We start from the raw sequence: 19,890 nt of genomic DNA on the forward strand, positions 1-19,890 counted from the left end.
GCCGCCGGCACGCTGATTCGATCGGTGCCCCATGCTGAATTTTCTCGTCAAACGCCTGTTCGGCCTGCTGCCCACGCTCGCGATCGTCGCGGTGCTGGTGTTCCTGTTCGTCCACCTGCTGCCGGGCGACCCGGCGCGGCTCGCGGCCGGCCCCGAAGCCGACGACGCGACGGTCGCGCTCGTGCGTGCCGATCTCGGGCTCGACCGGCCGCTGCCCGCGCAGTTCGTGAACTTCTTCACGAAGATCGCGCACGGCGACTTCGGCATGTCGACGCGCAGCAAGCGGCCGGTCTCGACCGAGATCGGCGAGCGCTTCATGCCGACGCTGATGCTGACGCTCGTCAGCATGGTGTGGGCGACGGCCTTCGGGATGGCGATCGGCATCGCGTCGGCGGTATGGCGCAACCGCTGGCCGGACCGCCTCGGCATGACGCTCGCGGTGTCGGGCATCTCGTTTCCCGCGTTCGCGCTCGGCATGCTGCTGATGGAAGTCTTCTCGGTGAAGCTCGGCTGGCTGCCGGTCGTGCCGGACGGTTCGTGGAAAAGCTACGTGCTGCCGTCGCTGACGCTCGGTGCCGCGGTCGCGGCCGTGATGGCGCGCTTCACGCGGGCATCGTTCGTCGAGGTGCTGAACGAGGATTTCGTGCGCACCGCGCGTGCGAAAGGCGTGCACGAGCCGATGGTGGTGCTCAAGCACTGCCTGCGCAACGCGATGATCCCGGTCGTCACGATGATGGGGCTGCAGTTCGGCTTCCTGCTCGGCGGCTCGATCGTCGTCGAGGTCGTGTTCAACTGGCCGGGGCTCGGCCGCCTGCTCGTCGACGCGGTGACGATGCGCGACTACCCGGTGATCCAGGCGATCGTGTTGCTATTTTCGCTCGAGTTCATCCTGATCAACCTGACCGTCGACGTGCTGTACGCGGTCATCAACCCGACCATCCGGTTCAAGTGAGGCGCACATGAACGCGACAGTCCAGCCCGCGGCGCCGGCCGCACCCGCCGCGATCCGCACGCCGTGGCGCGAATTCTGGCGCAAGTTCCGCAAGCAGACCGTCGCGCTCGTCGCGGGCGGCTTCGTGCTGGCGCTCGTCGTGCTGGCGTTCGTCGGCCCGCACGTCGTGCCGTTCGATCCGGAGAACTATTTCGACTACGACGCGCTGAACGCGGGGCCGTCGGCCATGCACTGGTTCGGCGTCGATTCGCTCGGCCGCGACATCTTCAGCCGGATCATCGCGGGCACGCGTATCTCGCTCGCGGCCGGCTTCTTCTCGGTCGCGCTCGGCGCGGTGATCGGCACGTTCTTCGGGCTGCTCGCCGGCTACTACGAAGGCTGGTGGGACCGCATCACGATGCGCGTGGCCGACGTGCTGTTCGCGTTCCCGGGCATTCTGCTCGCGATCGGCGTGGTGGCGATCCTCGGCAACGGGATGGTCAACGTGATCTGCGCGGTCGCGATCTTCAGCATCCCGGCGTTCGCGCGGCTCGTGCGCGGCAACACGCTGATGCTCAAGCACATGACCTATGTCGAGGCCGCGCGCAGCATCGGCGCGTCGGACTGGACGATCATCATGCGGCACATCCTGCCGGGCACCGTATCGTCGGTCGTCGTCTACTTCACGATGCGGATCGGCACGTCGATCATCACGGCCGCGAGCCTGTCGTTCCTCGGGCTCGGCGCGCAACCGCCCACACCGGAGTGGGGCGCGATGCTCAACGAGGCGCGCGCGGACATGGTGACGGCGCCGCACATCGCGATCTTCCCGAGCCTGGCGATCTTCCTGACCGTGCTCGCGTTCAACCTGCTCGGCGACGGGCTGCGCGACGCGCTCGATCCGAAGCTGGAGCGCCGCTGATGCGCCATGCACCGATGTGGACGGCGACGCTGCCGTCCGGGCCGCGCGGCACGATCGCCGACGTGCCGGGCGTGACGGTCGGCCATTGCACGCTCGACGCAGGCAACGTGCAGACGGGCGTGACCGTCGTGAAGCCGCATCCGGGCGACGTGTACCGCAGCAAGGTGCCGGCGGGGGCGGCGGTGATCAACGGCTTCGGCAAGAGTGTCGGGCTCGTGCAGGTCGACGAGCTCGGCACGCTCGAGACGCCGATCGCGCTCACCAATACGTTCGGCGTCGGCGCGCTCGCGCAGGCGCAGATTCGTGCGGCGATCGCGGCGAATCCGCAGGTCGGCCGCGACTGGTCGACCGTCAACCCGCTCGTGTTCGAGTGCAACGACGGCTATCTGAACGATATCCAGGCGTTCGCGGTCACGCCCGCGCATTACGACGACGCGTGCCGCGCGGCATCGCGTGACGTCGCACGCGGCGCGGTGGGCGCGGGGCGCGGGATGTCGAGCTTCGACCTGAAGGGCGGGATCGGTTCGGCATCGCGCGTCGCCGTCGCGGCGGGGCGGCCCTATACGGTCGGCGCGCTCGTGCTCGCGAATTTCGGCCGGCTGCCGATGCTGACGCTCGGCGGCGTGCCGGTCGGACGCATCGTCGCGCAACGGCGTGCGGCCGAGGCCGCGCATGCGGCGCCGCCGGAGCAAGGATCGATCATCCTGCTGCTGGCGACCGACGCGCCGCTCGATGCGCGGCAACTGTCGCGGCTCGCGCGCCGCGCCGGGGCGGGGCTGGCCCGCACCGGCTCGGTCTACGGGCACGGCAGCGGCGACATCGCGCTCGCCTTCTCCACCGCCTACACGATCGCGCACGACGCATCGACCGTCGCGCTGCCGGCCCTCGTCGCCGATGCGGCGCTCGATCCGTTGTTCATGGCCGCGGCCGAAAGCGTCGAGCATGCGATCGCCGACGCGCTGCTGCAGGCCGTGACGGTGGCCGGGCGCGACGGCCACGTGCGGCAATCGCTGCGCGATGCGGTGCCCGATCTCGATCGCCTGTTCAACGAAGGCCACGAAGGGCGTCTTACCCAGTCATGAAGATCCTGATTTCGACCGACATCGAAGGCGTCGCCGGCGTATTCGCCATCGAGCAGACGCGCGCCGGCAATCCGGAATACGAGCGCGCGCGCCGCTGGATGACCGCCGAGGCGAACGCGGCGATCGAAGGCGCGTTCATGGGCGGCGCGCAGGCGGTGTGGGTCAACGATTCGCACGGCGGTTTCCGCAACCTGCTGCCCGACGGGCTCGATGCGCGTGCGCGTGTCGTCCTCGGCAAGCCGCGCACGCTCGGGATGATGACGGGCGTCGAGCAGCAGCCCGATCTCGTGTTCATGATCGGCTATCACGCGAAATCGCAGACGCGCGGCGTGCTCGCGCACACGATCAACAGCTTTGCGTTCACGCAGGTCTGGCTGAACGGCGTCGAACTCGGTGAAGCCGGGCTGTACGGTGCGCTGGCGCGCGAATACGGCGCGCACGTCGCGCTGGCCACGGGCGACGACGTGTTCGCGGCGGAAACGCAGCCGCTGTTCCCGGATGCGCATTTCGAGACGGTCAAGACGGCCGGCGGCGCGTCGAGCGGCGATACGCTCACGCCTGCTGCGTCATGTGCGCGGATCGCCACGGCTGCGCGCGAAGCGGTTGCGCGCGCATTGTCGGCAGGCGTGCGCGCCGGCGCCCATCGGCCCGCGCCGGCCGCGTGCACGCTGCGCGTGCAGACGGCGGCGCTGGCCGACCTGTTCTGCGTGCTGCCGTCGCTGGAGCGCGTCGATGCGGTGACGCTGCGCTTCGACGGACCTTCGGTCGAGCATGTGGTGCGCACGCTGAACAGCTTGTCGGCGATGTCGTTCATGCTGCGGTGATGCGCATGACCGCCACGCCCGTTGCGCGCCGCGCGTCGTCAGGAGTTGCCGACGGGGTTCGCCGTCACGGCGAGCAGGAACGCTTCCATCGCGGCGACCAGCGCGAGCGGCGTCTCGTTCATCGGGTAGTGGCCCGCATTGCGCAGCACGTCGACGGTGGCGAGCGGATAACGCCGCAGGTAGGTGCGGGCCATCAGTGCCGCGTCGAACGCCGGATCGTGCTCGCCGATCAGCACTTTCACCGGATGGATGCCGGCGATCTCGTCGCCGAAATCCGTATCGGCCCACGCGCGGAAGTACGCGCCGAACGCCGACGACGAAGAACGGGCTGCCGAATACGCCGCTTTCCACTCGACCCAGGCGGCGGGCAGGCGGCCGCCGGTGCTGCGATCGATGATGGTCCGGCGATCGGCGACGTGGTCGGCGGCACGTTCGAATAGCGCACGTTTTTCGGCATCGAACGGCAGGCCGCCGCACGGCACGGGCGTGACTGGCACCAGCGCGCGCACGCGTTCGGGCGCCATGACGGCGATTTTCTCGGCCGCCATCGCGCCCATCGAATGGCCGACGATGCTGAAGGTCGCGAAATCGAGCGTATCGGCCAGCGCGAGCGCGTCGGCGGCGATCTCGTCGATCGTGAAGTGGCCCACCGCGTCGCGCATGCGGCCGTAGCCTCGGTAGTCCATGAATACATAGCTGAAGTGCTGGCGTGACAGCCACGCTTCGACGGGTTCGAACGCGTGGGCGTCGCCGAACCAGCCGGGCAGTACAAGAACAGGGTGGGGGCCGTCCCCCACGCGATGAAACGTATTCGGCATGTCCGCTCCGATGCAGTGGTAATCCGGCCGATCAGGCCGACGGGTCTTGCGGCCGTCAGGTCGCGCAAGGGTGGAGCGGATCGTAGATCGCGCGAAGGAGACCCGCCTTCGATATCGGGTCATTGATGATGGAATTCGGGCCGTGAGAAATACGCTGCTAGATCCCTACGAAAACATTCCCCGGAGCGTGGTGGTGACCGCGAACGACTATGCGGCGGGCACGACGTTTCCGGAACACGCGCACGGGCGCGGGCAATTCGCGTTCGCGTCGCGCGGCACGATCAGCGTATCGACGCCGCACGGGCGCTGGCTGGTGCCGCCGCAGCGCGCATGCTGGGTGCCGGCCGGCGTGCGGCACGAAATGACGATGACCGGACCGGTCACGATGCTCAACACGTTCGTGTCCGGCGCCGCCGCGCAGGAGGCGGGCCTGCCCGAACAGTGCGGTGTGTATGGCGTTTCGGCGCTGCTGCGGCAACTGATCGACGATGCGATCGACTTGCCGGCCCTGTACGACGTCGACGGGCGCGCGGGCAAGCTGATGGCGCTGCTGGTCGCGGAAATCGCGACGATGCCGCGCCTGTCGCTGCATGCGCCGCTGCCGGCCGACGCGCGGCTGGCGAAGGTGTGCCGGCACCTGCTTGCTTCGCCGTCGATCGCGGCCGATCTCGACCAGGTCGCCGCGGACGCGGGCTTGAGCCGCCGCACGTTCACGCGGCAGTTCCGGGCGCAGACGGGCGTGAGTTTTGCCGTATGGCGCCAGCAGGTGTGCATGCTCGCGGCGATCGCGCGCCTGAGCGACGGGCAGTCGGTGACGCGGGTCGCGCTCGATCTCGGGTATGCGAGCGCCAGCGCGTTCACGTCGGCGTTTCGCCGCATTCTGGGCGATACGCCGAGCCGCTATCTGGAGATTCGGCGCTGACCGGAACGAAGTGGCGCATGCCACGTCGGCGTGCCAGTTGCCGCAAAAAAACGCGCCTGCCAACTTCGGTCAGACGCGTTTCAAGGCACTCGGTCAGAAAAAATGCGCGCACGGCCTGCCGGGCGGTGTCGCGCATGACATGCGTAATTGTTTCCTGTTCCGATTCAATCTCATTGAAGCGTTGCGGATAGCGAAGAATACGCTACGTAACGCGCAAACGATATCGTGTCGGACGAACGACTTGTGTGCTCTCGCAGCATGCGCTTCAACCGTGCGTTCGATGCGGGGGCGGAAGTCCCGTGGCAAGGCCGTCGGCACCCGTGACGCGGCGCGATGCACTGCAGCATCGAATGATGACGACGGACCAGGAAAAACGCCGCGTGGCGCGATGCCTGTCGGTATCGCGCCACGCGGCGGTGCGGTAGCGGGCGATGCCGGCGTGCACCGGCCCGCGCGTCACACGTCGAAGAACACGGTTTCGTCCGGCCCCTGCATGCGGATGTCGAAGCGGTAGACGACCGGGCGGCCCGGCTGCGCATCGCGTTTCGCGACGAGCGTCGCGCGGCGTTCGGCCGGCACGGCGTTCAGCACAGGGTCGGCTGCGTTCGCGGCGGCTTCGTCGTCGAAATACACGCGCGTGAATGCGTGGGTGAGGATCCCGCGCATCATCACGGTCACGTTGATGTGCGGCGCTTCGCCGGCGGCGACGCGGCCCGGCTTCACCGTCTCGACGACGAAGCGCTGCTGCGCATCGGTGCCGGTGCCGACCCGCGCGAAGCCCGTGAAGCCGGATTTCGCGATGTCGTCGCGCGACGCGGGGTAGCGGCCCGCGCTGTCCACCTGCGTGAATTCGAGCACCGCGTCGCCGACGACGTTGCCGTCACCGTCGAACACCTGGCCGACCAGCAGCACGTGCTCGCCTTCGGCGTGTGCCGCGGCGATCGTCGGCGTGAACAGGCTCTTCAGGTCGTAGTCGTATTGCTGCGGGCACAGGCCGTACGCGAAGTACGGGCCGACCGTCTGCGAAGGGGTTTGCTTCAGCGTCGTCATGGTTCAGCGCTCCATCGGGGTAGCGTCGCGGCCGCGCAGCACGATGTCGAATTCGTAGCCGAGCGCATAGCCTTCTTCGGTGATGTCCATCGAGAAGCGCGAGATCAGGCGATCGCGCGCGGCCTCGGGCGTGCCCTGGAAGATCGGGTCGTACGCGAGCAGCGGGTCGCCGGGGAAGTACATCTGCGTGACGAGACGCGAGCCGAAATAATCGCCGAACAGCGAGAAGTGGATGTGATTCGGGCGCCACGCGTTCGGATGGTTGCCCCACGGGTATGCGCCGGGCTTGATCGTCAGGAAGCGGTAGCGGCCTTCGTCGTCGGTCAGGCAGCGACCGGCGCCGAGGAAGTTCGGGTCGAGCGGCGCGTCGTGCTGGTCGACCTTGTGCACGTAGCGGCCGGCGGCGTTTGCCTGCCACACCTCGACGAGCGTGTTGCGCACGGGCTTGCCGCCTTCGTCGAGCACGCGGCCCGTCACGACCATGCGCTCGCCGAGCGGCTCGCCGTTCTTCACGGCGTTCTTCGTCAGGTCATGGTCGAGTGCGCCGAGATCTTCGGCGCCGTAGACGGGCGCGTACTGGTCGCGGAGCTTCTCCTTCAGCGGGATCAGCGGGCGCGTCGGGCCGCGCTTCACGGACGAACGGTACTCGGGGTGGATATAGGCCGGATGCGACGGCCAGTCGCGCGGCGTGAGGATCGTGGGGGAATCCATCGGGGCGTCTCCTGATAGGTCTTTCGCGAAGTGGATGGCACGACTGTAGCCAATCCGGAAAGTTATGCAAAATGACCTTTTTTAGCGAATCGCATAACCGTTCGTTATGTCCGATGCGCCAATGAAAATTCCGCCGGACAGGATGCCTGTCCGGCGGAAAAAGCGATCGGGCTTCGCGTCGTCGGTGACGACCCCGTGCACGGCCCTCCAGCCAGCCCGTCGCCGCTTTTTTGTGTTGTCGTTCTTGTTGTTATCCGGTCTCCCTGAGCGCCTGTTATGACGGGCGGCCGGGATCGAACACGATCCCGTCGAATTCGAGTGACAGCACGCCGCTGCGCAGCAGTGCGGCCGGCGTCGCATCCCGGTCGGCACCGAGCACGTCGCTCACGTAGCGCGCGCAGAACCCGCGCCGCGTCCGCAGGTTGAAGCGGTTGCCGAGCAGGGCGTCGATCCGTTGTTCGGCCGTTGCGTGCACCTGGCGCTGCGCATCGGTGCTCGGCGCCGCGACGCGACGGGCCAGCGCGATGCGTCCGCCGTCGGTGCGGGCGACGAAGCGCGACAGCGGCGTGAGCTTCGTCCACGCCCACGCGGATTCGGCGATCACGGGCTCGTCGCCCGACGTGTCGACGACGATGCCGAAGCGATTGGCCCACGCACCCGTCGCGCCTGCCGCGTCGCGCGGCGCGTTCGCCGGCACGCGGATGAACACGAGATCCCCGACGTGCGCGCTGGCGGCCAGCGTGCGGACCGTGGCGAGCGGCATCGTGCGATCCGTGTCGCGGGCATCGCGCGGGGCGGGGTGATGCGATTCGTAGGCAGCGGTGTCGGTTCGGGTGGTCATGTCGGCTCCGTCGTTCAGTGACAGCACGGAGCGGATTATGCAGACAAGTATCCGAATGTGTTCATTGTCGCGCGCAGGTAGCCTAATATCTGACCTCGAGCATCACTTTTCGATACCAAAATGACCGAAACCGCCCAACTCATCGACATGCTGAAGCGCCAGCTGAAGGCGCAGGGCATGACCTACCGCGACGTCGCGCGTGCGCTCGACGTTTCCGAGACCAGCGTGAAGCGGCTGTTCGCCAGCGGCCGCTTCACGCTGGAGCGCGTCGTGGAGATCTCCCAGCTGCTCGGCTATACGCTGGCCGAGCTCGTGCAGGAGGCGTCCGTGTCGGCGCCGAGGCTGCACGTGCTGACCGAGCAGCAGGAGGCGCTGCTCGTGTCGGACGACAAGCTGCTGCTGGTCGCCGTCTGCGCGATCAACTACTGGACCGTGCAGGACATCGTGTCGGCCTATCAGGTGACGAAGGCCGAGTGCGTGAAATACCTGTTGATGCTCGACCGGATGAACGTCGTCGCGCTGTTGCCGGGCGACCGGATTCGCGTGCGCGTCGCGCGCGATTTCGACTGGCTGCCGGGCGGGCCGATCCGCCGTTACTTCCATGCGCACGCGCTCGGCGATTTCCTCGACAGCCGCTTCGACGGCGAAGGCGAGACGATGACGTTCTCGCAGGGGATGCTGACGGAGGCCGCTTCCGCCGAGCTCGAACTGGAATTGCGCCGGCTGCGCAGCAAGGCGGCCGCGCTGCATGCGGAATCGTCGTCGGCCCCGCTCGCGCAGAAGCGCGGCACCAGCTTGCTGATCGCGAAGCGGATGTGGGAGCCGGCCGGCTTCCAGGCACTGCGGCGCAACGCGTGACGCGTGACGTATCGTCGAGCGCTTGGGACTATCCGGAAAGTTATGCAAAATGGCATTTCATCGTCAATCGCATAACCACCCGTTATGAATAACCGTATCGCCGACGGCCGCGTCAAGTTTCGGCACCTGCAGTGCTTTCTCGCGGTCGCCCAGCTGGGCGGCGTGCAGAAGGCAGCCGAAAGCCTGTCGATCACGCAGCCGGCCGTATCGAAAACGATCGCCGAGCTGGAGGCGATCCTCGGCGTGAAGCTGTTCGAGCGCGGCCGGCAGGGCGCGCAGCCGACCCGTGAGGCGCAACTGTTCATGCCGCATGCGAACGCGTGCGTGCTGGCGTTGCGGCAAGGTGTCGGGCTGCTCGCGCGCGAAGGCGGGGCCGCCGCGGCGACGCTGGAAATCGGCATGCTGCCGACCGTCGCGGCATCGCTCGCGCCCGCGTTGATGAAGGCGCTCGCGGCGCGCTGGCCGCGCGTCGTCGTGCGGATCGCGACGGCCGCGAACGCCGATCTGCTCGAGCGCCTGAAGTCCGGCGCGATCGAGTGCGCGATCGGGCGGCTGTCGGAGCCGGAGCGGATGATCGGGCTCGCGTTCGAGCAGTTGTACAACGAGCCGCTCGTCGCCGTCGTGCGCGCCGGGCATCCGCTGCTCTCGAATGCGGCGCCGGCGGCCGAGCTTGCGCGCTATCCGGTCGTGCTGCCGCCGTTCGGCACGCTGATCCGCCAGTCGGCCGAGCAGCTGCTTGGTGCTTGCGGCGTGCCGCCGCTGGATGCGTTCATCGAGGTGTTGTCGGTATCGGTCGCGCGTGCGCTGACGCTCGAGAACGACGCGGTCTGGTTCGTGCCGCTCTATGCGGCCGAATACGACCTGTCGGCCGGGGCGCTGGCACGCTTGCCGCTGCCTTCGGCAGGTACCGACGAGCCGGTCGGGCTGGTGCTGCGCACCGATGCGCAGCCGTCGCCGGTCGCGCGGACGCTGATCGATGCCGTGCGCGACATCGCGCGGTCGCGGTTCGGCGAGACGCGTGAACGCGGGGCGTCACGCGCGGCGCGCAAGCCGGCTCGTCGCGACGATTGAGCCGGCGGACCGCCCGCCGTTCCCGGCTGCCGGATTGGCCATCCGGTCAGTAGCCGGCTGCGGGGTGCTTGGCATATCGTACCGATTTTGGTACGATTGGTGTCAAGACGATGACGAGACAGCAGATCCAGGTCACGCTCGGCGTGCGGTTCTTCCAGACGGCCCGTGGCAACGAGCCGGTGCGCGAATGGCTGAAGGCGCTCGGGCAAGCGGAGCGAAGGGCGATCGGCGAAGAGATCAAGACCGTTCAACTCGGCTGGCCGCTCGGCATGCCGCTGGTTCGGAAGATGGCGCAGGATCTGTGGGAGATCCGCGTGATGTTGCCGGGGCGAAACGCCCGCGTGCTGTTTACGGTCGTCGGCGACACGATGGTCCTGCTGCACGGCTTCTTCAAGCAGTCGCGGGCCACGCCGTCGGACGATCTCGATGTCACCGTCGCGCGCCTGAAAGCGCTGAGGCGCGCCATCTGAATTCCCCGGTTGCGCCGGAACGCGCCGTCTTCGACGGTCAGGCCGCCGGCAACGCCATGTACTGGAGTACCCATGACGACCACGAACAATCCGCATATCGGCAGCGATTTCGATACCTTCCTCGAGGAGGACGGCAATCTCGAAGCGGCCACCGCCACCGCGATCAAGCGCGTGATCGCGTGGCAGATCGGGCAGGAAATGAAGGCGCAGCACATCACGAAAACCGCAATGGCCGCGCGGATGAAAACCAGCCGCGCCGCGCTCAACCGTCTGCTCGACGAAACCGACACGAGTCTCACGCTGGCGACGCTCGCGAGCGCGGCCACCGCGCTCGGCAAACGGCTCAGCTTCGAGCTGGTGCCCGCCTGACGGGCGCGAAGCAGCGGCGGACGGCCGAGGCTGTGCCCCTACGCATGATGCGCGCGGCGGCGTGGCCGGCAATCCGGCCAGCGGTTCGGCGATGATCAGCCCGCGCGTCGCCGCCAGCAGGCGCGTGCCGGCCCGCGCGCAGGTGGCCGGGTCACGGGCGCGGCCCGGCCACCTGCAGATAGAGCAGCGCACCGCCCGCGAGCAGCAGCGGGCACAGGATGTACCAGCCGGTCGTCAGGAACAGCGCGGCCACCGCGACCAGCGAAATCCATGCGCAACGGTGTGCGATGCCGCCGCGCGGCAGCAGTTTCAGCGCGGCGGCCGCACCGAGCCCGTACACCATCACGAAGCACCCGGAGGTGACGAGCACGAGCGGCTTCGGCCCGACGTCCGACAGCGTCGTCGCAGCGAGTGCGACCACGGCGAGCAGGGCGATCACGCCGAGGCTGCGGCGCGGGACGCCGCCGACCTGGCTGCCTTGCGCGAGCCACGCGGGCAATGCGCCGTCGCGCCCGAGCGCCGCGCCGAGCTTCGCCGCGCCCGCGAAATACGCGTTCATCGTACCGAGCGTGAGCAGTACTGCGGCTGCGGCGGCGAGCACCTGCGCATGGCCGCCGATGCCGCCCGCGATCAGTTCGGCGAGCGGCGCACCTGTTCCGCCCGCGGACGGCCCGAGCACCGTCACGCTCGCGGCAGCAACCGACAGATACAGAAACCCGACCACTACGACCGCGATTCCCGCCGAGCGCGGCATGTCGTGCGCGGGTCGGCGGAATTCGGCCGCGAGATGCGTGATCGCTTCCCAGCCGGCGAAACTCCACACGAGCAGCGCGGCAGCCTGGCCGACCGCGAGCCAGCCGTGCGGCGCGAACGGATGCAGGTTCGCGGTGCGCGCGTGCGGCGCGGAGGCGAGCACCGCGGCGAGCAGCAGCGTGACGAGCAGTGCCGACAGCACGAGCTGCATGCGGCCCGAAACCGTGACGCCGAATGCATTCGCGGCCGACACGGTCGCGATCAGCGCGGCAGCGGTGACGATGACCGTGGTGTGCCCGCCGCCCGTGACGGCCGCGACGTAGGCGCCGCCGAACATGGCGGCGGCCGGTGCGCCGGCCGGTACCGCGAAGTAGAAGCACCATCCGACGATCGCCGCGGCTTTCGGCCCGAATGCGCGCCGCGCATAGGTCGATACGCCGCCTGCGTCGGGATAGCGCGCGCCGAGTGCGGCGAAGGTGGCCGCGAGCGGCCCGGACAGCACGACCAACGCCGCCCAGGCGAGTAGCGAGGCGGGCCCCGCCACTTCGGCGGCCAGTGCGGGCAGCGCGATCACGCCGGTGCCGAGCACCGCGCCGATATAGAGCGCGGCGCCCTGGAAAATCGTCAGCGAGCCCGCGTGATGAGCGGCGGGCGATTCGACATGCGAGGGCATGGACGGCAGTCTCCGGAAGTCTTGTTGTGTTCGAGCGCGGGCGCTCGCGCGGAAAATCGTTCGATGCTACCCGAACGACGGCGGCAGCGCGGCCCGGCGATCAGTAGTCCGTGCGGTATCGCGTGTCAGCCGATGTCAGCAGTGGCGTGCGAGCCGCAGGCGGGCATCCTCACGCGCGGCGGGCGACAGCTCGGGGGCGTAGTGGAACGCGCCCGAAACCAGCGAGGCGACGGGCACGCCGTCGCGGAACAGCACGCGATTGCCGGCCAGTGCCGGCACCTTGTCGCCGGGCAGCAGCGTGCCGGCGAGATTCAGCGGATCGGCGCCCGTCACGCATACGTACTGTCCGTCGCCGGGTTGCCGCCGCAGTTCGCGCAGGATCGGAATCGCTTCGGGCAGCGCGAATTGCTCGCCCGCGAGCCCGGCGACGAAGCGTCCGCCGCGAATCTCGCCGCGCGCTTCGAGACGCTGCAGCACGCGCACGAGTTCGCGCCAGCTCGGCAGCCAGTCGGCTTCGCGTTCGAGCAGCCGCCAGAACACGACGCCGTAGCGGCGCAGCAGCGTCCAGGCGATGTGTTCGAGCGCGCCGGGGTCGGTCGCGGCCTGGCCGCGTTTCGGCACGGGCGCATCGTCCGGCGGCGCGTGACGTTGCACGAGTGCCCAGCGACCTGCGTCATCCATCCCGCCGATCAGCGCACCGCCGCGCCGGGTGCGTGGCGAATAGGTCGCGCTGCGCTTGACGGCGGGCTTCAACAGCGCACGCAGGCCCGCGTAGCTGTCCGCATTCACGAGGCCGGCCGACACCAGTTCGCCGAGTGCCTGTTCGAGTTCGACGGGCAGCATGTGCAGGTCGTCGAGCAGCGCATCGAAGAACATCGCGCCATGCGCGGCGAGGGCATCGCGTACCTGCGTGGCGCGCGCGGACAGCGCCGGTTGCGCGTCGGGATCGCGCAGCGCCTGCCACGCGGAGAGGTGGCGGCGCGGCAGCAGCACGATCGGTGTCGTCTTCACGGGTGTGCCGGCCGCGCGCGCCGGTGCGCCGATGCGGGTCCACACGAGCTTGCCCGAGCGGCACAGCTCGTCGAGCCCGCCCGCCATGTAGTCGGTGAGCCGCGCGGGCAGCAGCGCGTCTTCCCAGGCGCTTGCCGCGGCCTCGTAGCCTTCGAGCTGTTCGACCACGGCCGCAAGTGCGTCGCGGCCCGTGCCGCGCGTGTCCGGCGCCAGGTGTTGCCAGTGGAACAGGAAGCGCATGAAATCGGCGCGCTCGACCGGCTCGATTTCGCGGCGCAGCCGCTTCACCGTATAGCGATGAATGCGCGCAAGCAGATGGCGTTCGCACCATTCGTCCACCGTCGTGCCCGGCGTGAACCGGCCGCGCATCACATAGCCTTCGCGCTCCAGCGCCGCGAGTGCCGTCGCGACCGACGCGGGCGGCAGGCCGAGCGGCGCCGCGATCGCGTCGAGCGCAAGCGGCCCGAAGCCCGTGAGCCGCGCGCGGATCACGTCGACGAGTGCGGCATCGGCTTCCCACGGCTGCGCGCACGCGACCGGCACCTTGAGCGCCGGCACGATGCGTGCGTCGGGATGAAGTGCACGCAGGCACACGAGTCGTTCGACCGGTACCCATAGTGCGGCGTCGCCGGGTGTCACGAGTTTCGTCGCACGGCGGTGTTCGGCGAGTTCCGCGAGCCGGTCGAGCCAGCCTTCGTGTTGGCGTGCTTCGCTGTCGGCGATGCATGCGAGCGTGAGCAGCGCGTCGTGCATTTCGTCGGCGTCGCGCACGAGCGGCCAGGCTTCGTCGCGCACGGCATCGATCGCGTCGGCGTCGAGCGCGCCGAGATCGTCGGCCGATTCGGGATCGCTCCAGCGGCGTGACTGCACGGCCTGCGTGCGGCGTTCCTCGAGCGGGGCATCGTCGAGGAACGCGTAGGGTTTCGCGTTCAGGATCTCGGCCGCGAGCGGTGACGGCGCGGGCAGGTCGCGCGCGACGAGCTCGATCGCGCCGCTCTCGATCCGGCGCAGCAGCGCAAGCCAGCCCTCGGTGTCCATCGCGTCGTGCAGGCAGTCGTCGAGCGTCTGGTCGACGAGCGGGTGATGCGGGATCTCGCGCTCGCCGACGATGTTCTCGAGGCACGCGACCTGATCGGGGAACACGGTCGCGAGCAGGTCGTCGCTCTTCATCCGCTGCAGTTGCGGCGCCGTGCGCTTGCCGCCGGTGAAGCGCGGTAATGCAAGCGCGGTGGTCGCGTTCCAGCGCCAGCGCACGCCGAACATCGGCGCGTCGAGCAGGGCCTGGACCAGCACGTGCTCGGCGCTCGCCGAGCGCAGGTAGCGCCACACTTCGTCGAGCGCGAAGCTGTGCGCGAGCGACAGCGACAGGATGATCGCGTCGTCGGTCGCGGCCGCTTGCAGCTCGAAGTTGAAATTGCGGCAGAAGCGCTTGCGCAGCGCGAGCCCCCACGCGCGGTTGATGCGGCTGCCGAACGGCGAATGGATCACGAGCTGCGTGCCACCCGATTCGTCGAAGAAGCGCTCCATCACGAGCGTGTCCTGCGTCGGCAGCGCGCCGAGCGCGGCGCGCGTGCGTGCGAGATAGTCGGCGATCTGGTGCGCGGCGTCGGGCGACAGGTGCAGATCGTCGACGAGCCAGCGCAACGCCGGCGCGAGGCGGCTGTCGGCCGGGCTGGCAGGGGCGACCCGGGCGACGTCGTTTCGTACACTGATCGCGGCTTCGGCTTCGGCTTCGGCTTCGGCTTCGGCTTCGGCTTCGGCTTCGGCTTCAACACGTCGCGTCGATTTTGCTCGGCCTTTGGTCTTGGCTTTGGTCGTCGCCGTTGTTTCAGCCGTCGTCTTCCCGCGGATATCGTCGACAGCGCCGTCACCGCCTCGGGCATGCGCTTGCCGTTCGCCATCGGCGAACAGCCCGTCGAGCCTCGCGCGCAGCCGGCCGACCGCCGCCGACAGCTCGTCGCTGCGCCCCGGCGCCTCGCCGAGCCAGAACGGAATGTTCGGCGACTGGCCCTGCGCGTCCTCGACACGCACGCGGCCCGTTTCCACGCGAATGATCCGGTACGACTGGTTGCCCAGCTGGAACACGTCGCCGGCCAGGCTTTCGATCGCGAAATCCTCGTTGACCGTGCCGACCTGAATGCCCTGCGGTTCGAGGAGCACCGCGTAATCGGCCATGTCGGGGATCGTGCCGCCCGACGTCGTGGCGGTCATCATCGCGTTGCGGCGCCCGCGCACGGTGCCGCCGACCACGTCGCGATGCAGGTACGCGCCGCGCACGCCGCGCCGGCTCGTGAAGCCTTCGGCGAGCATCTTCATCACTTCGTCGAAGCGCTCGCGCGTCAGCCGCGCATACGGCGCCGCGCGCGTGAAACTCGCATACAGCGCGTCTTCCTGCCATTCCGTGCACGCCACTTCGGCGACGATCTGCTGCGCGAGCACGTCGAGCGGCGCTTCGGGAATGCGCAGCGTGTCGAGCTCGCCGCGCTGCACGCAATCGAGCAGCGCCGCGCATTCGACGAGCTCGTCGCGCGACAGCGGGAACAGCCGGCCCTTCGGCACGCCGCCGACATGGTGCCCGGAGCGGCCGACGCGCTGCAGGAACGGTGCGATCCCGCGCGGCGAGCCGACCTGGCAGACGAGATCGACGTCGCCGATATCGATGCCGAGTTCAAGTGATGCAGTGGCGACGAGCAGTTTCAGTTCGCCGCGCTTCAGGCGCTGCTCGGCGTCGAAGCGATGCTCCTTCGCGAGACTGCCGTGATGCGCGGCGATCGCCTCCTTGCCGAGCCGATCGGCGAGATGGCGCGCCATGCGCTCGGCGGTGCGTCGTGTGTTGACGAACACGAGCGTCGTGCGATGCGCGGCCGCCAGCCCGGCGATGCGGTCGTATACCTGTTCCCAGACGTCGGTTGCCATCACGGGTTCGAGCGGCACGTTCGGCAGTTCGAGCGCGAGGTCGCGCTCACGCGTGTGGCCCGTGTCGACGATCGTGCAGTCGCGCGGCGCGTCGGCCGGGCCGCCAACCAGGAAGCGTGCGACCGCGTCGATCGGTTTTTGCGTGGCCGACAGCCCGATGCGCGGCAGCGCGCGGCCGGCGAGCGCGTCGAGACGTTCGAGCGACAACGCGAGATGGCTGCCGCGCTTCGATGACGCGAGCGCATGGATTTCGTCGACGATGACCGAGCGCACGTTCGACAGCATCTGCCGCCCCGACGTGGACGACAACAGCACGTACAACGACTCGGGCGTCGTGACGAGAATGTGCGGCGCGCGCTTGCGCAACGCGGCGCGCTCGGCCTGCGTCGTGTCGCCGGTGCGCACGGCGGTGCGGATCGCCGGCACCGGCAGGCCGAGTTGCACGAGCGATTCGGCGATGCCGGCCAGCGGCGCATCGAGGTTCACGTGGATGTCGTTCGACAGCGCCTTCAGCGGCGACACATACACGACGAGCGTCGCATCGGGCAGCGTGCCGTCGTGTGCCAGCGCATCGCGCACCAGATCGTCGATTGCACACAGGAACGCGGTGAGCGTCTTGCCGGAGCCGGTCGGTGCGGCAACGAGCGTCGAGCGGCCGGCCTTGATGTGCGGCCACGCGAGCGCCTGCGCGCCGGTCGGTGCGGCGAACGTGCGCCGGAACCACGCGGCGACGGCCGGGTGGAACACGTCGAGCGCACTGACAGCAGGGCGGGTCGTGGTGACGTCCATCGGAGCGTTGAAATGGGGTGCAAGCGCGCGGTGGGCGCGGGTGCGAATCGAATCGTCAGTGTGCCAGACGTCGCGTGTGCGCGCGCGGCACGTGTGTCGACGATTCCGCTTCAGATGGGGGCCGTCACCGCACTTTCAATGAACGGAAAGTTGCATGCACGTCGGCACGCGGATCGCGTGCCGAATTGCGCCCAATTGCAACTAAACGCGATGCAGCCAGCCGATCCAGTGTTCGAGCAGCGGCGCACGCGAGCACAGCGACTGCGCGAGCCACAGCGTGCCGCCCCAGGCGGCGGCCACGACGATCAGGTCGCAACGCCCGCTCTTCCACAGGTTGAGCGAATGACGCCGCCAGATCCACGGCACGCCGAGCGGGTTCGGCCAGTCGGCGAGCAGGTGCATCAAGCCGCCGCATGCGAAGCCGAACAGCGGCGCGGCCCACAGCGGATGCGGATCATGGATGAGCCCGTGCCACCCGAGCGCCAGCAGCGCGATCCAGCCGATGCCCCAGTGCGTGACGGTGCGATGCGTGATCCACAAACGGCGCTTGCGGCTCCACCATGCGACTTCGAGCCAGTCGGGCGCGGTGCCGCCCGCGACGCCGGCCGCGAACGCGGCGAACAGGCCCGAATGCCACGGGCCGGTTGCGCCGGTTTGTGCGACGAGGACGGCGGCGGCGACACCGGCCGCGAAGCCGGACGCATGGTGCGCATTGTGTGATGCCATAGGAAGCGAGACGAAGAAACGTGAAGCGACGCGTGCACGAAAAATGATGCACCGCGAAAGCGGGGCGCTATCTTCGCAGATCGGCCCACGCAGTGGGAGGGGCCGTTTGCAGATTTTTTTGCACGGGTCGCGCAGCCTTCCGCGCAGTTCGCAACTTTCGGTTTTTTGTGCATTGCGTGATGAAGGGTACCGCGTGCTATTTCGACCGATCCGCATCGCTGTTCGGACGCCTCGACATGATCTTGCGCACATGACGAATGCGCTTTCGTTGCACGCCCCGTGTTCGACCCTTTTTGTCCCCCCTATACTACGAGACCGGATGTGGCCGTCGGCGCGCCAGCGGCCATGAGCGGAACAGGTGCTTTTCCTGCCTGAAGGAGATCCACATGGGGGACATGCAATGACTACGCTGAATCGCTTCAAATCATCCGCTGTCGTGCTCGCGACGGTGGCCGGCATCGGCTTCCTGCCGAACGCGCCCGTCTATGCGAAGGGGCCGCAGCCGGCCATCCTGACGAGCTCGGCGGTCGCGGTGGCCGACAAGTACAGCGCGGATGCCGCGGAGCGAATCTTCAAGGAAGGCGGCAACGCGATCGACGCGGCCGTCGCGATCGCATTCACGCTGGCCGTCACGTATCCGGAAGCCGGCAACATCGGCGGTGGCGGCTTCATGACGATCTACAAGGACGGCAAGCCGTACTTCATCGACTATCGCGAGCGCGCGCCGCTCGCCGCGACGAAGGACATGTATCTCGATAAGGACGGCAACGTCGTCAAGGGCATGAGCCTGTACGGCCCGCGCGCGGTCGGCGTGCCGGGCACGGTCGCGGGCATGTGGGAAGCGCAGAAGCGCTTCGGCAAGCTGAAGTGGAAGCAGGTGCTCGCGCCGGCGATCCACTATGCGCGCGACGGCTTCGTCGTCGACGAGCAGCTCGCGCAGCGCGGCGTCGACGCCTCGAAGGAGTTCGGCGGCAAGACCAACTTCGACAAATATTTCTCCGGGCTGAAGGCCGGTGTGAACTTCAAGCAGCCCGATCTCGCCGACGTGTTGACGCGCATCGCGGACGGCGGCGCGGAGGGCTTCTACAAGGGCAAGACGGCCGAACTGATCGCCGCGTCGATGAAGACCGGCGACGGCAACGGGCTGATCACCACCGAGGATCTCGCGCAGTACCGTGCGGTATGGCGCCAGCCGGTGCAGGCGAAGTGGAACGGCTATGACGTGATCACCGCGCCGCCTCCGAGTTCGGGCGGCATCGGCCTCGTGCAGTTGCTGAAGATGAAGGCTGACCTCAAGCAGGACTTCGAGGGCGTGAAGCTCAACTCGCCGCAGTACATCCACCTCGTCGCGGAAATCGAGAAGCGCGTGTTCGCCGATCGTGCGCAGTATCTCGGCGATCCGGATTTCTACAAGGTGCCGATCGCGCAGCTGACCGACGACGCGTACATCGCGAAGCGGGCGGGCGAAGTCAACCCGAAGGAGCCGTCGGATACGAAGAGCGTGCAGCCGGGCCTCGGCACGACGATGCCGGAGAAGGCTGAAACGACGCACTTCTCGGTGGTCGACAAGTGGGGCAATGCAGTGTCGAACACGTACACGATCAACGGCTATTTCGGGTCGGGCGTGATCGCCGACGGCACGGGCATCGTGCTGAACGACGAGATGGACGACTTCTCCGCGAAGCCGGGCGTCGCGAACATGTTCGGCGTGGTCGGCAGCGACGCGAACGCGATCGAACCGAAGAAGCGTCCGCTGTCGTCGATGTCGCCGACGATCATGACCAAGGACGGCAAGGTGTCGCTCGTGATTGGCACGCCGGGCGGCTCGCGCATCTTCACGTCGATCTTCCAGGTGATCAACAACATCTACGACTTCAAGATGCCGTTGAAGGAGGCCGTCGGCGCGATGCGCTTCCATCACCAGTTGCTGCCGCCGAACACGATCTTCTGGGAGCCGTACCACCCGATCGAAGGCGAACTCGCGAAGCAGATCGAGGCGCGCGGCTATACGCTGAAGGGGCAGGATTTCAGCGGCGACATCCAGGTGATCAAGATCGACGGCAAGACGCCGGAGGCGATGGCCGACCCGCGTGGGCGTGGCGTGACGCGGATCATCCACTGACGTGAAGTTGCGCGTGCGCGGTGGCGAAGGC

Annotated in this window: 17 protein-coding genes; 10 read left to right on the plus strand and 7 right to left on the minus strand. The window is 68.3% G+C overall.

Translation table 11 applies throughout. The annotated features are described in order from the left end of the window. Positions 1–31 precede the first annotated feature (31 nt). Genes gsiC through LGM89_RS27185 form a run of 4 tightly spaced genes read left to right on the plus strand, consistent with a single transcriptional unit; the run spans position 32 to position 3,759 of the window. Positions 32–952, plus strand: coding sequence for a glutathione ABC transporter permease GsiC (gene gsiC / locus LGM89_RS27170; protein WP_085037810.1), 921 nt, complete (start codon positions 32–34; stop codon positions 950–952). 7 nt (positions 953–959) lie between these two features. Next, positions 960–1,853, plus strand: a complete 894-nt coding sequence (gene gsiD / locus LGM89_RS27175) for a glutathione ABC transporter permease GsiD (protein ID WP_226274546.1) — start codon at positions 960–962, stop codon at positions 1,851–1,853. Further along, the gene (locus LGM89_RS27180; RefSeq protein WP_226274547.1) at positions 1,853–2,935 is read left to right on the plus strand and encodes a P1 family peptidase; all 1,083 of its coding nucleotides are present in this window, start codon (positions 1,853–1,855) and stop codon (positions 2,933–2,935) included. The genes gsiD and LGM89_RS27180 overlap by 1 nt, the downstream gene beginning before the upstream one ends. Continuing rightward, complete coding sequence (locus LGM89_RS27185) at positions 2,932–3,759, plus strand: M55 family metallopeptidase (protein WP_226274548.1); 828 nt, start codon at positions 2,932–2,934, stop codon at positions 3,757–3,759. The genes LGM89_RS27180 and LGM89_RS27185 overlap by 4 nt, the downstream gene beginning before the upstream one ends. A gap of 38 nt (positions 3,760–3,797) precedes the next feature. Here the strand turns inward: LGM89_RS27185 and LGM89_RS27190 are convergent, their stop codons facing one another. Then, on the minus strand, positions 3,798–4,577 hold the full coding sequence (locus LGM89_RS27190; RefSeq protein WP_226274549.1) for an alpha/beta fold hydrolase: 780 nt from the start codon (positions 4,575–4,577) through the stop codon (positions 3,798–3,800). 142 nt (positions 4,578–4,719) lie between these two features. Here LGM89_RS27190 and LGM89_RS27195 point away from each other — a divergent pair, with 142 nt between their 5' ends. Beyond that, positions 4,720–5,499 (plus strand): AraC family transcriptional regulator, encoded by a 780-nt coding sequence (locus LGM89_RS27195; RefSeq protein WP_226274550.1) that lies wholly within the window; start codon positions 4,720–4,722, stop codon positions 5,497–5,499. Positions 5,500–5,955: 456 nt separating this feature from the next. On the opposite strand, the gene pcaG is transcribed toward LGM89_RS27195, so the two are convergent. The 3 genes from pcaG to LGM89_RS27210 form a co-directional block, all read right to left on the minus strand. Continuing rightward, positions 5,956–6,549, minus strand: a complete 594-nt coding sequence (gene pcaG, locus LGM89_RS27200; RefSeq protein ID WP_089442670.1) for a protocatechuate 3,4-dioxygenase subunit alpha — start codon at positions 6,547–6,549, stop codon at positions 5,956–5,958. Between the two features lie 3 nt (positions 6,550–6,552). Beyond that, entirely contained in the window at positions 6,553–7,260 is a 708-nt protein-coding gene (pcaH, locus tag LGM89_RS27205; RefSeq protein ID WP_059683235.1) for a protocatechuate 3,4-dioxygenase subunit beta, read from the minus strand. A 274-nt stretch (positions 7,261–7,534) separates the two neighbouring features. Further along, complete coding sequence (locus tag LGM89_RS27210) at positions 7,535–8,101, minus strand: YiiX/YebB-like N1pC/P60 family cysteine hydrolase (protein WP_226274551.1); 567 nt, start codon at positions 8,099–8,101, stop codon at positions 7,535–7,537. 120 nt (positions 8,102–8,221) lie between these two features. Here LGM89_RS27210 and LGM89_RS27215 point away from each other — a divergent pair, with 120 nt between their 5' ends. The 4 genes from LGM89_RS27215 (at position 8,222) to LGM89_RS27230 (ending at position 10,869) form a co-directional block, all read left to right on the plus strand. Further along, positions 8,222–8,959: a helix-turn-helix domain-containing protein gene (locus LGM89_RS27215; RefSeq protein WP_089497163.1), complete on the plus strand. Its 738-nt coding sequence runs from the start codon at positions 8,222–8,224 to the stop codon at positions 8,957–8,959. 84 nt (positions 8,960–9,043) lie between these two features. Next, positions 9,044–10,030, plus strand: a complete 987-nt coding sequence (gene pcaQ, locus LGM89_RS27220; RefSeq protein WP_226274552.1) for a pca operon transcription factor PcaQ — start codon at positions 9,044–9,046, stop codon at positions 10,028–10,030. A gap of 110 nt (positions 10,031–10,140) precedes the next feature. After that, positions 10,141–10,500: a type II toxin-antitoxin system RelE/ParE family toxin gene (locus LGM89_RS27225; RefSeq protein WP_226203660.1), complete on the plus strand. Its 360-nt coding sequence runs from the start codon at positions 10,141–10,143 to the stop codon at positions 10,498–10,500. Positions 10,501–10,572: 72 nt separating this feature from the next. Beyond that, positions 10,573–10,869 (plus strand): XRE family transcriptional regulator, encoded by a 297-nt coding sequence (locus LGM89_RS27230; protein ID WP_011658604.1) that lies wholly within the window; start codon positions 10,573–10,575, stop codon positions 10,867–10,869. A 151-nt stretch (positions 10,870–11,020) separates the two neighbouring features. Here the strand turns inward: LGM89_RS27230 and LGM89_RS27235 are convergent, their stop codons facing one another. The 3 genes from LGM89_RS27235 to LGM89_RS27245 all read right to left on the minus strand — a co-directional run bounded on the left by LGM89_RS27235 (position 11,021) and on the right by LGM89_RS27245 (position 17,737). Continuing rightward, the gene (locus tag LGM89_RS27235) at positions 11,021–12,295 is read right to left on the minus strand and encodes an APC family permease (protein ID WP_226274553.1); all 1,275 of its coding nucleotides are present in this window, start codon (positions 12,293–12,295) and stop codon (positions 11,021–11,023) included. 135 nt (positions 12,296–12,430) lie between these two features. Then, positions 12,431–17,011 (minus strand): DEAD/DEAH box helicase, encoded by a 4,581-nt coding sequence (locus LGM89_RS27240; RefSeq protein WP_226274554.1) that lies wholly within the window; start codon positions 17,009–17,011, stop codon positions 12,431–12,433. A 201-nt stretch (positions 17,012–17,212) separates the two neighbouring features. Continuing rightward, positions 17,213–17,737: a metal-dependent hydrolase gene (locus tag LGM89_RS27245; protein WP_089442663.1), complete on the minus strand. Its 525-nt coding sequence runs from the start codon at positions 17,735–17,737 to the stop codon at positions 17,213–17,215. A 400-nt stretch (positions 17,738–18,137) separates the two neighbouring features. Here LGM89_RS27245 and ggt point away from each other — a divergent pair, with 400 nt between their 5' ends. Then, positions 18,138–19,859 (plus strand): gamma-glutamyltransferase, encoded by a 1,722-nt coding sequence (gene ggt / locus LGM89_RS27250; protein WP_124577639.1) that lies wholly within the window; start codon positions 18,138–18,140, stop codon positions 19,857–19,859. Positions 19,860–19,890 lie beyond the last annotated feature (31 nt).

Origin of the sequence: Burkholderia sp. AU31624 (assembly GCF_020420065.1) — a bacterium.
Lineage (GTDB): Bacteria > Pseudomonadota > Gammaproteobacteria > Burkholderiales > Burkholderiaceae > Burkholderia.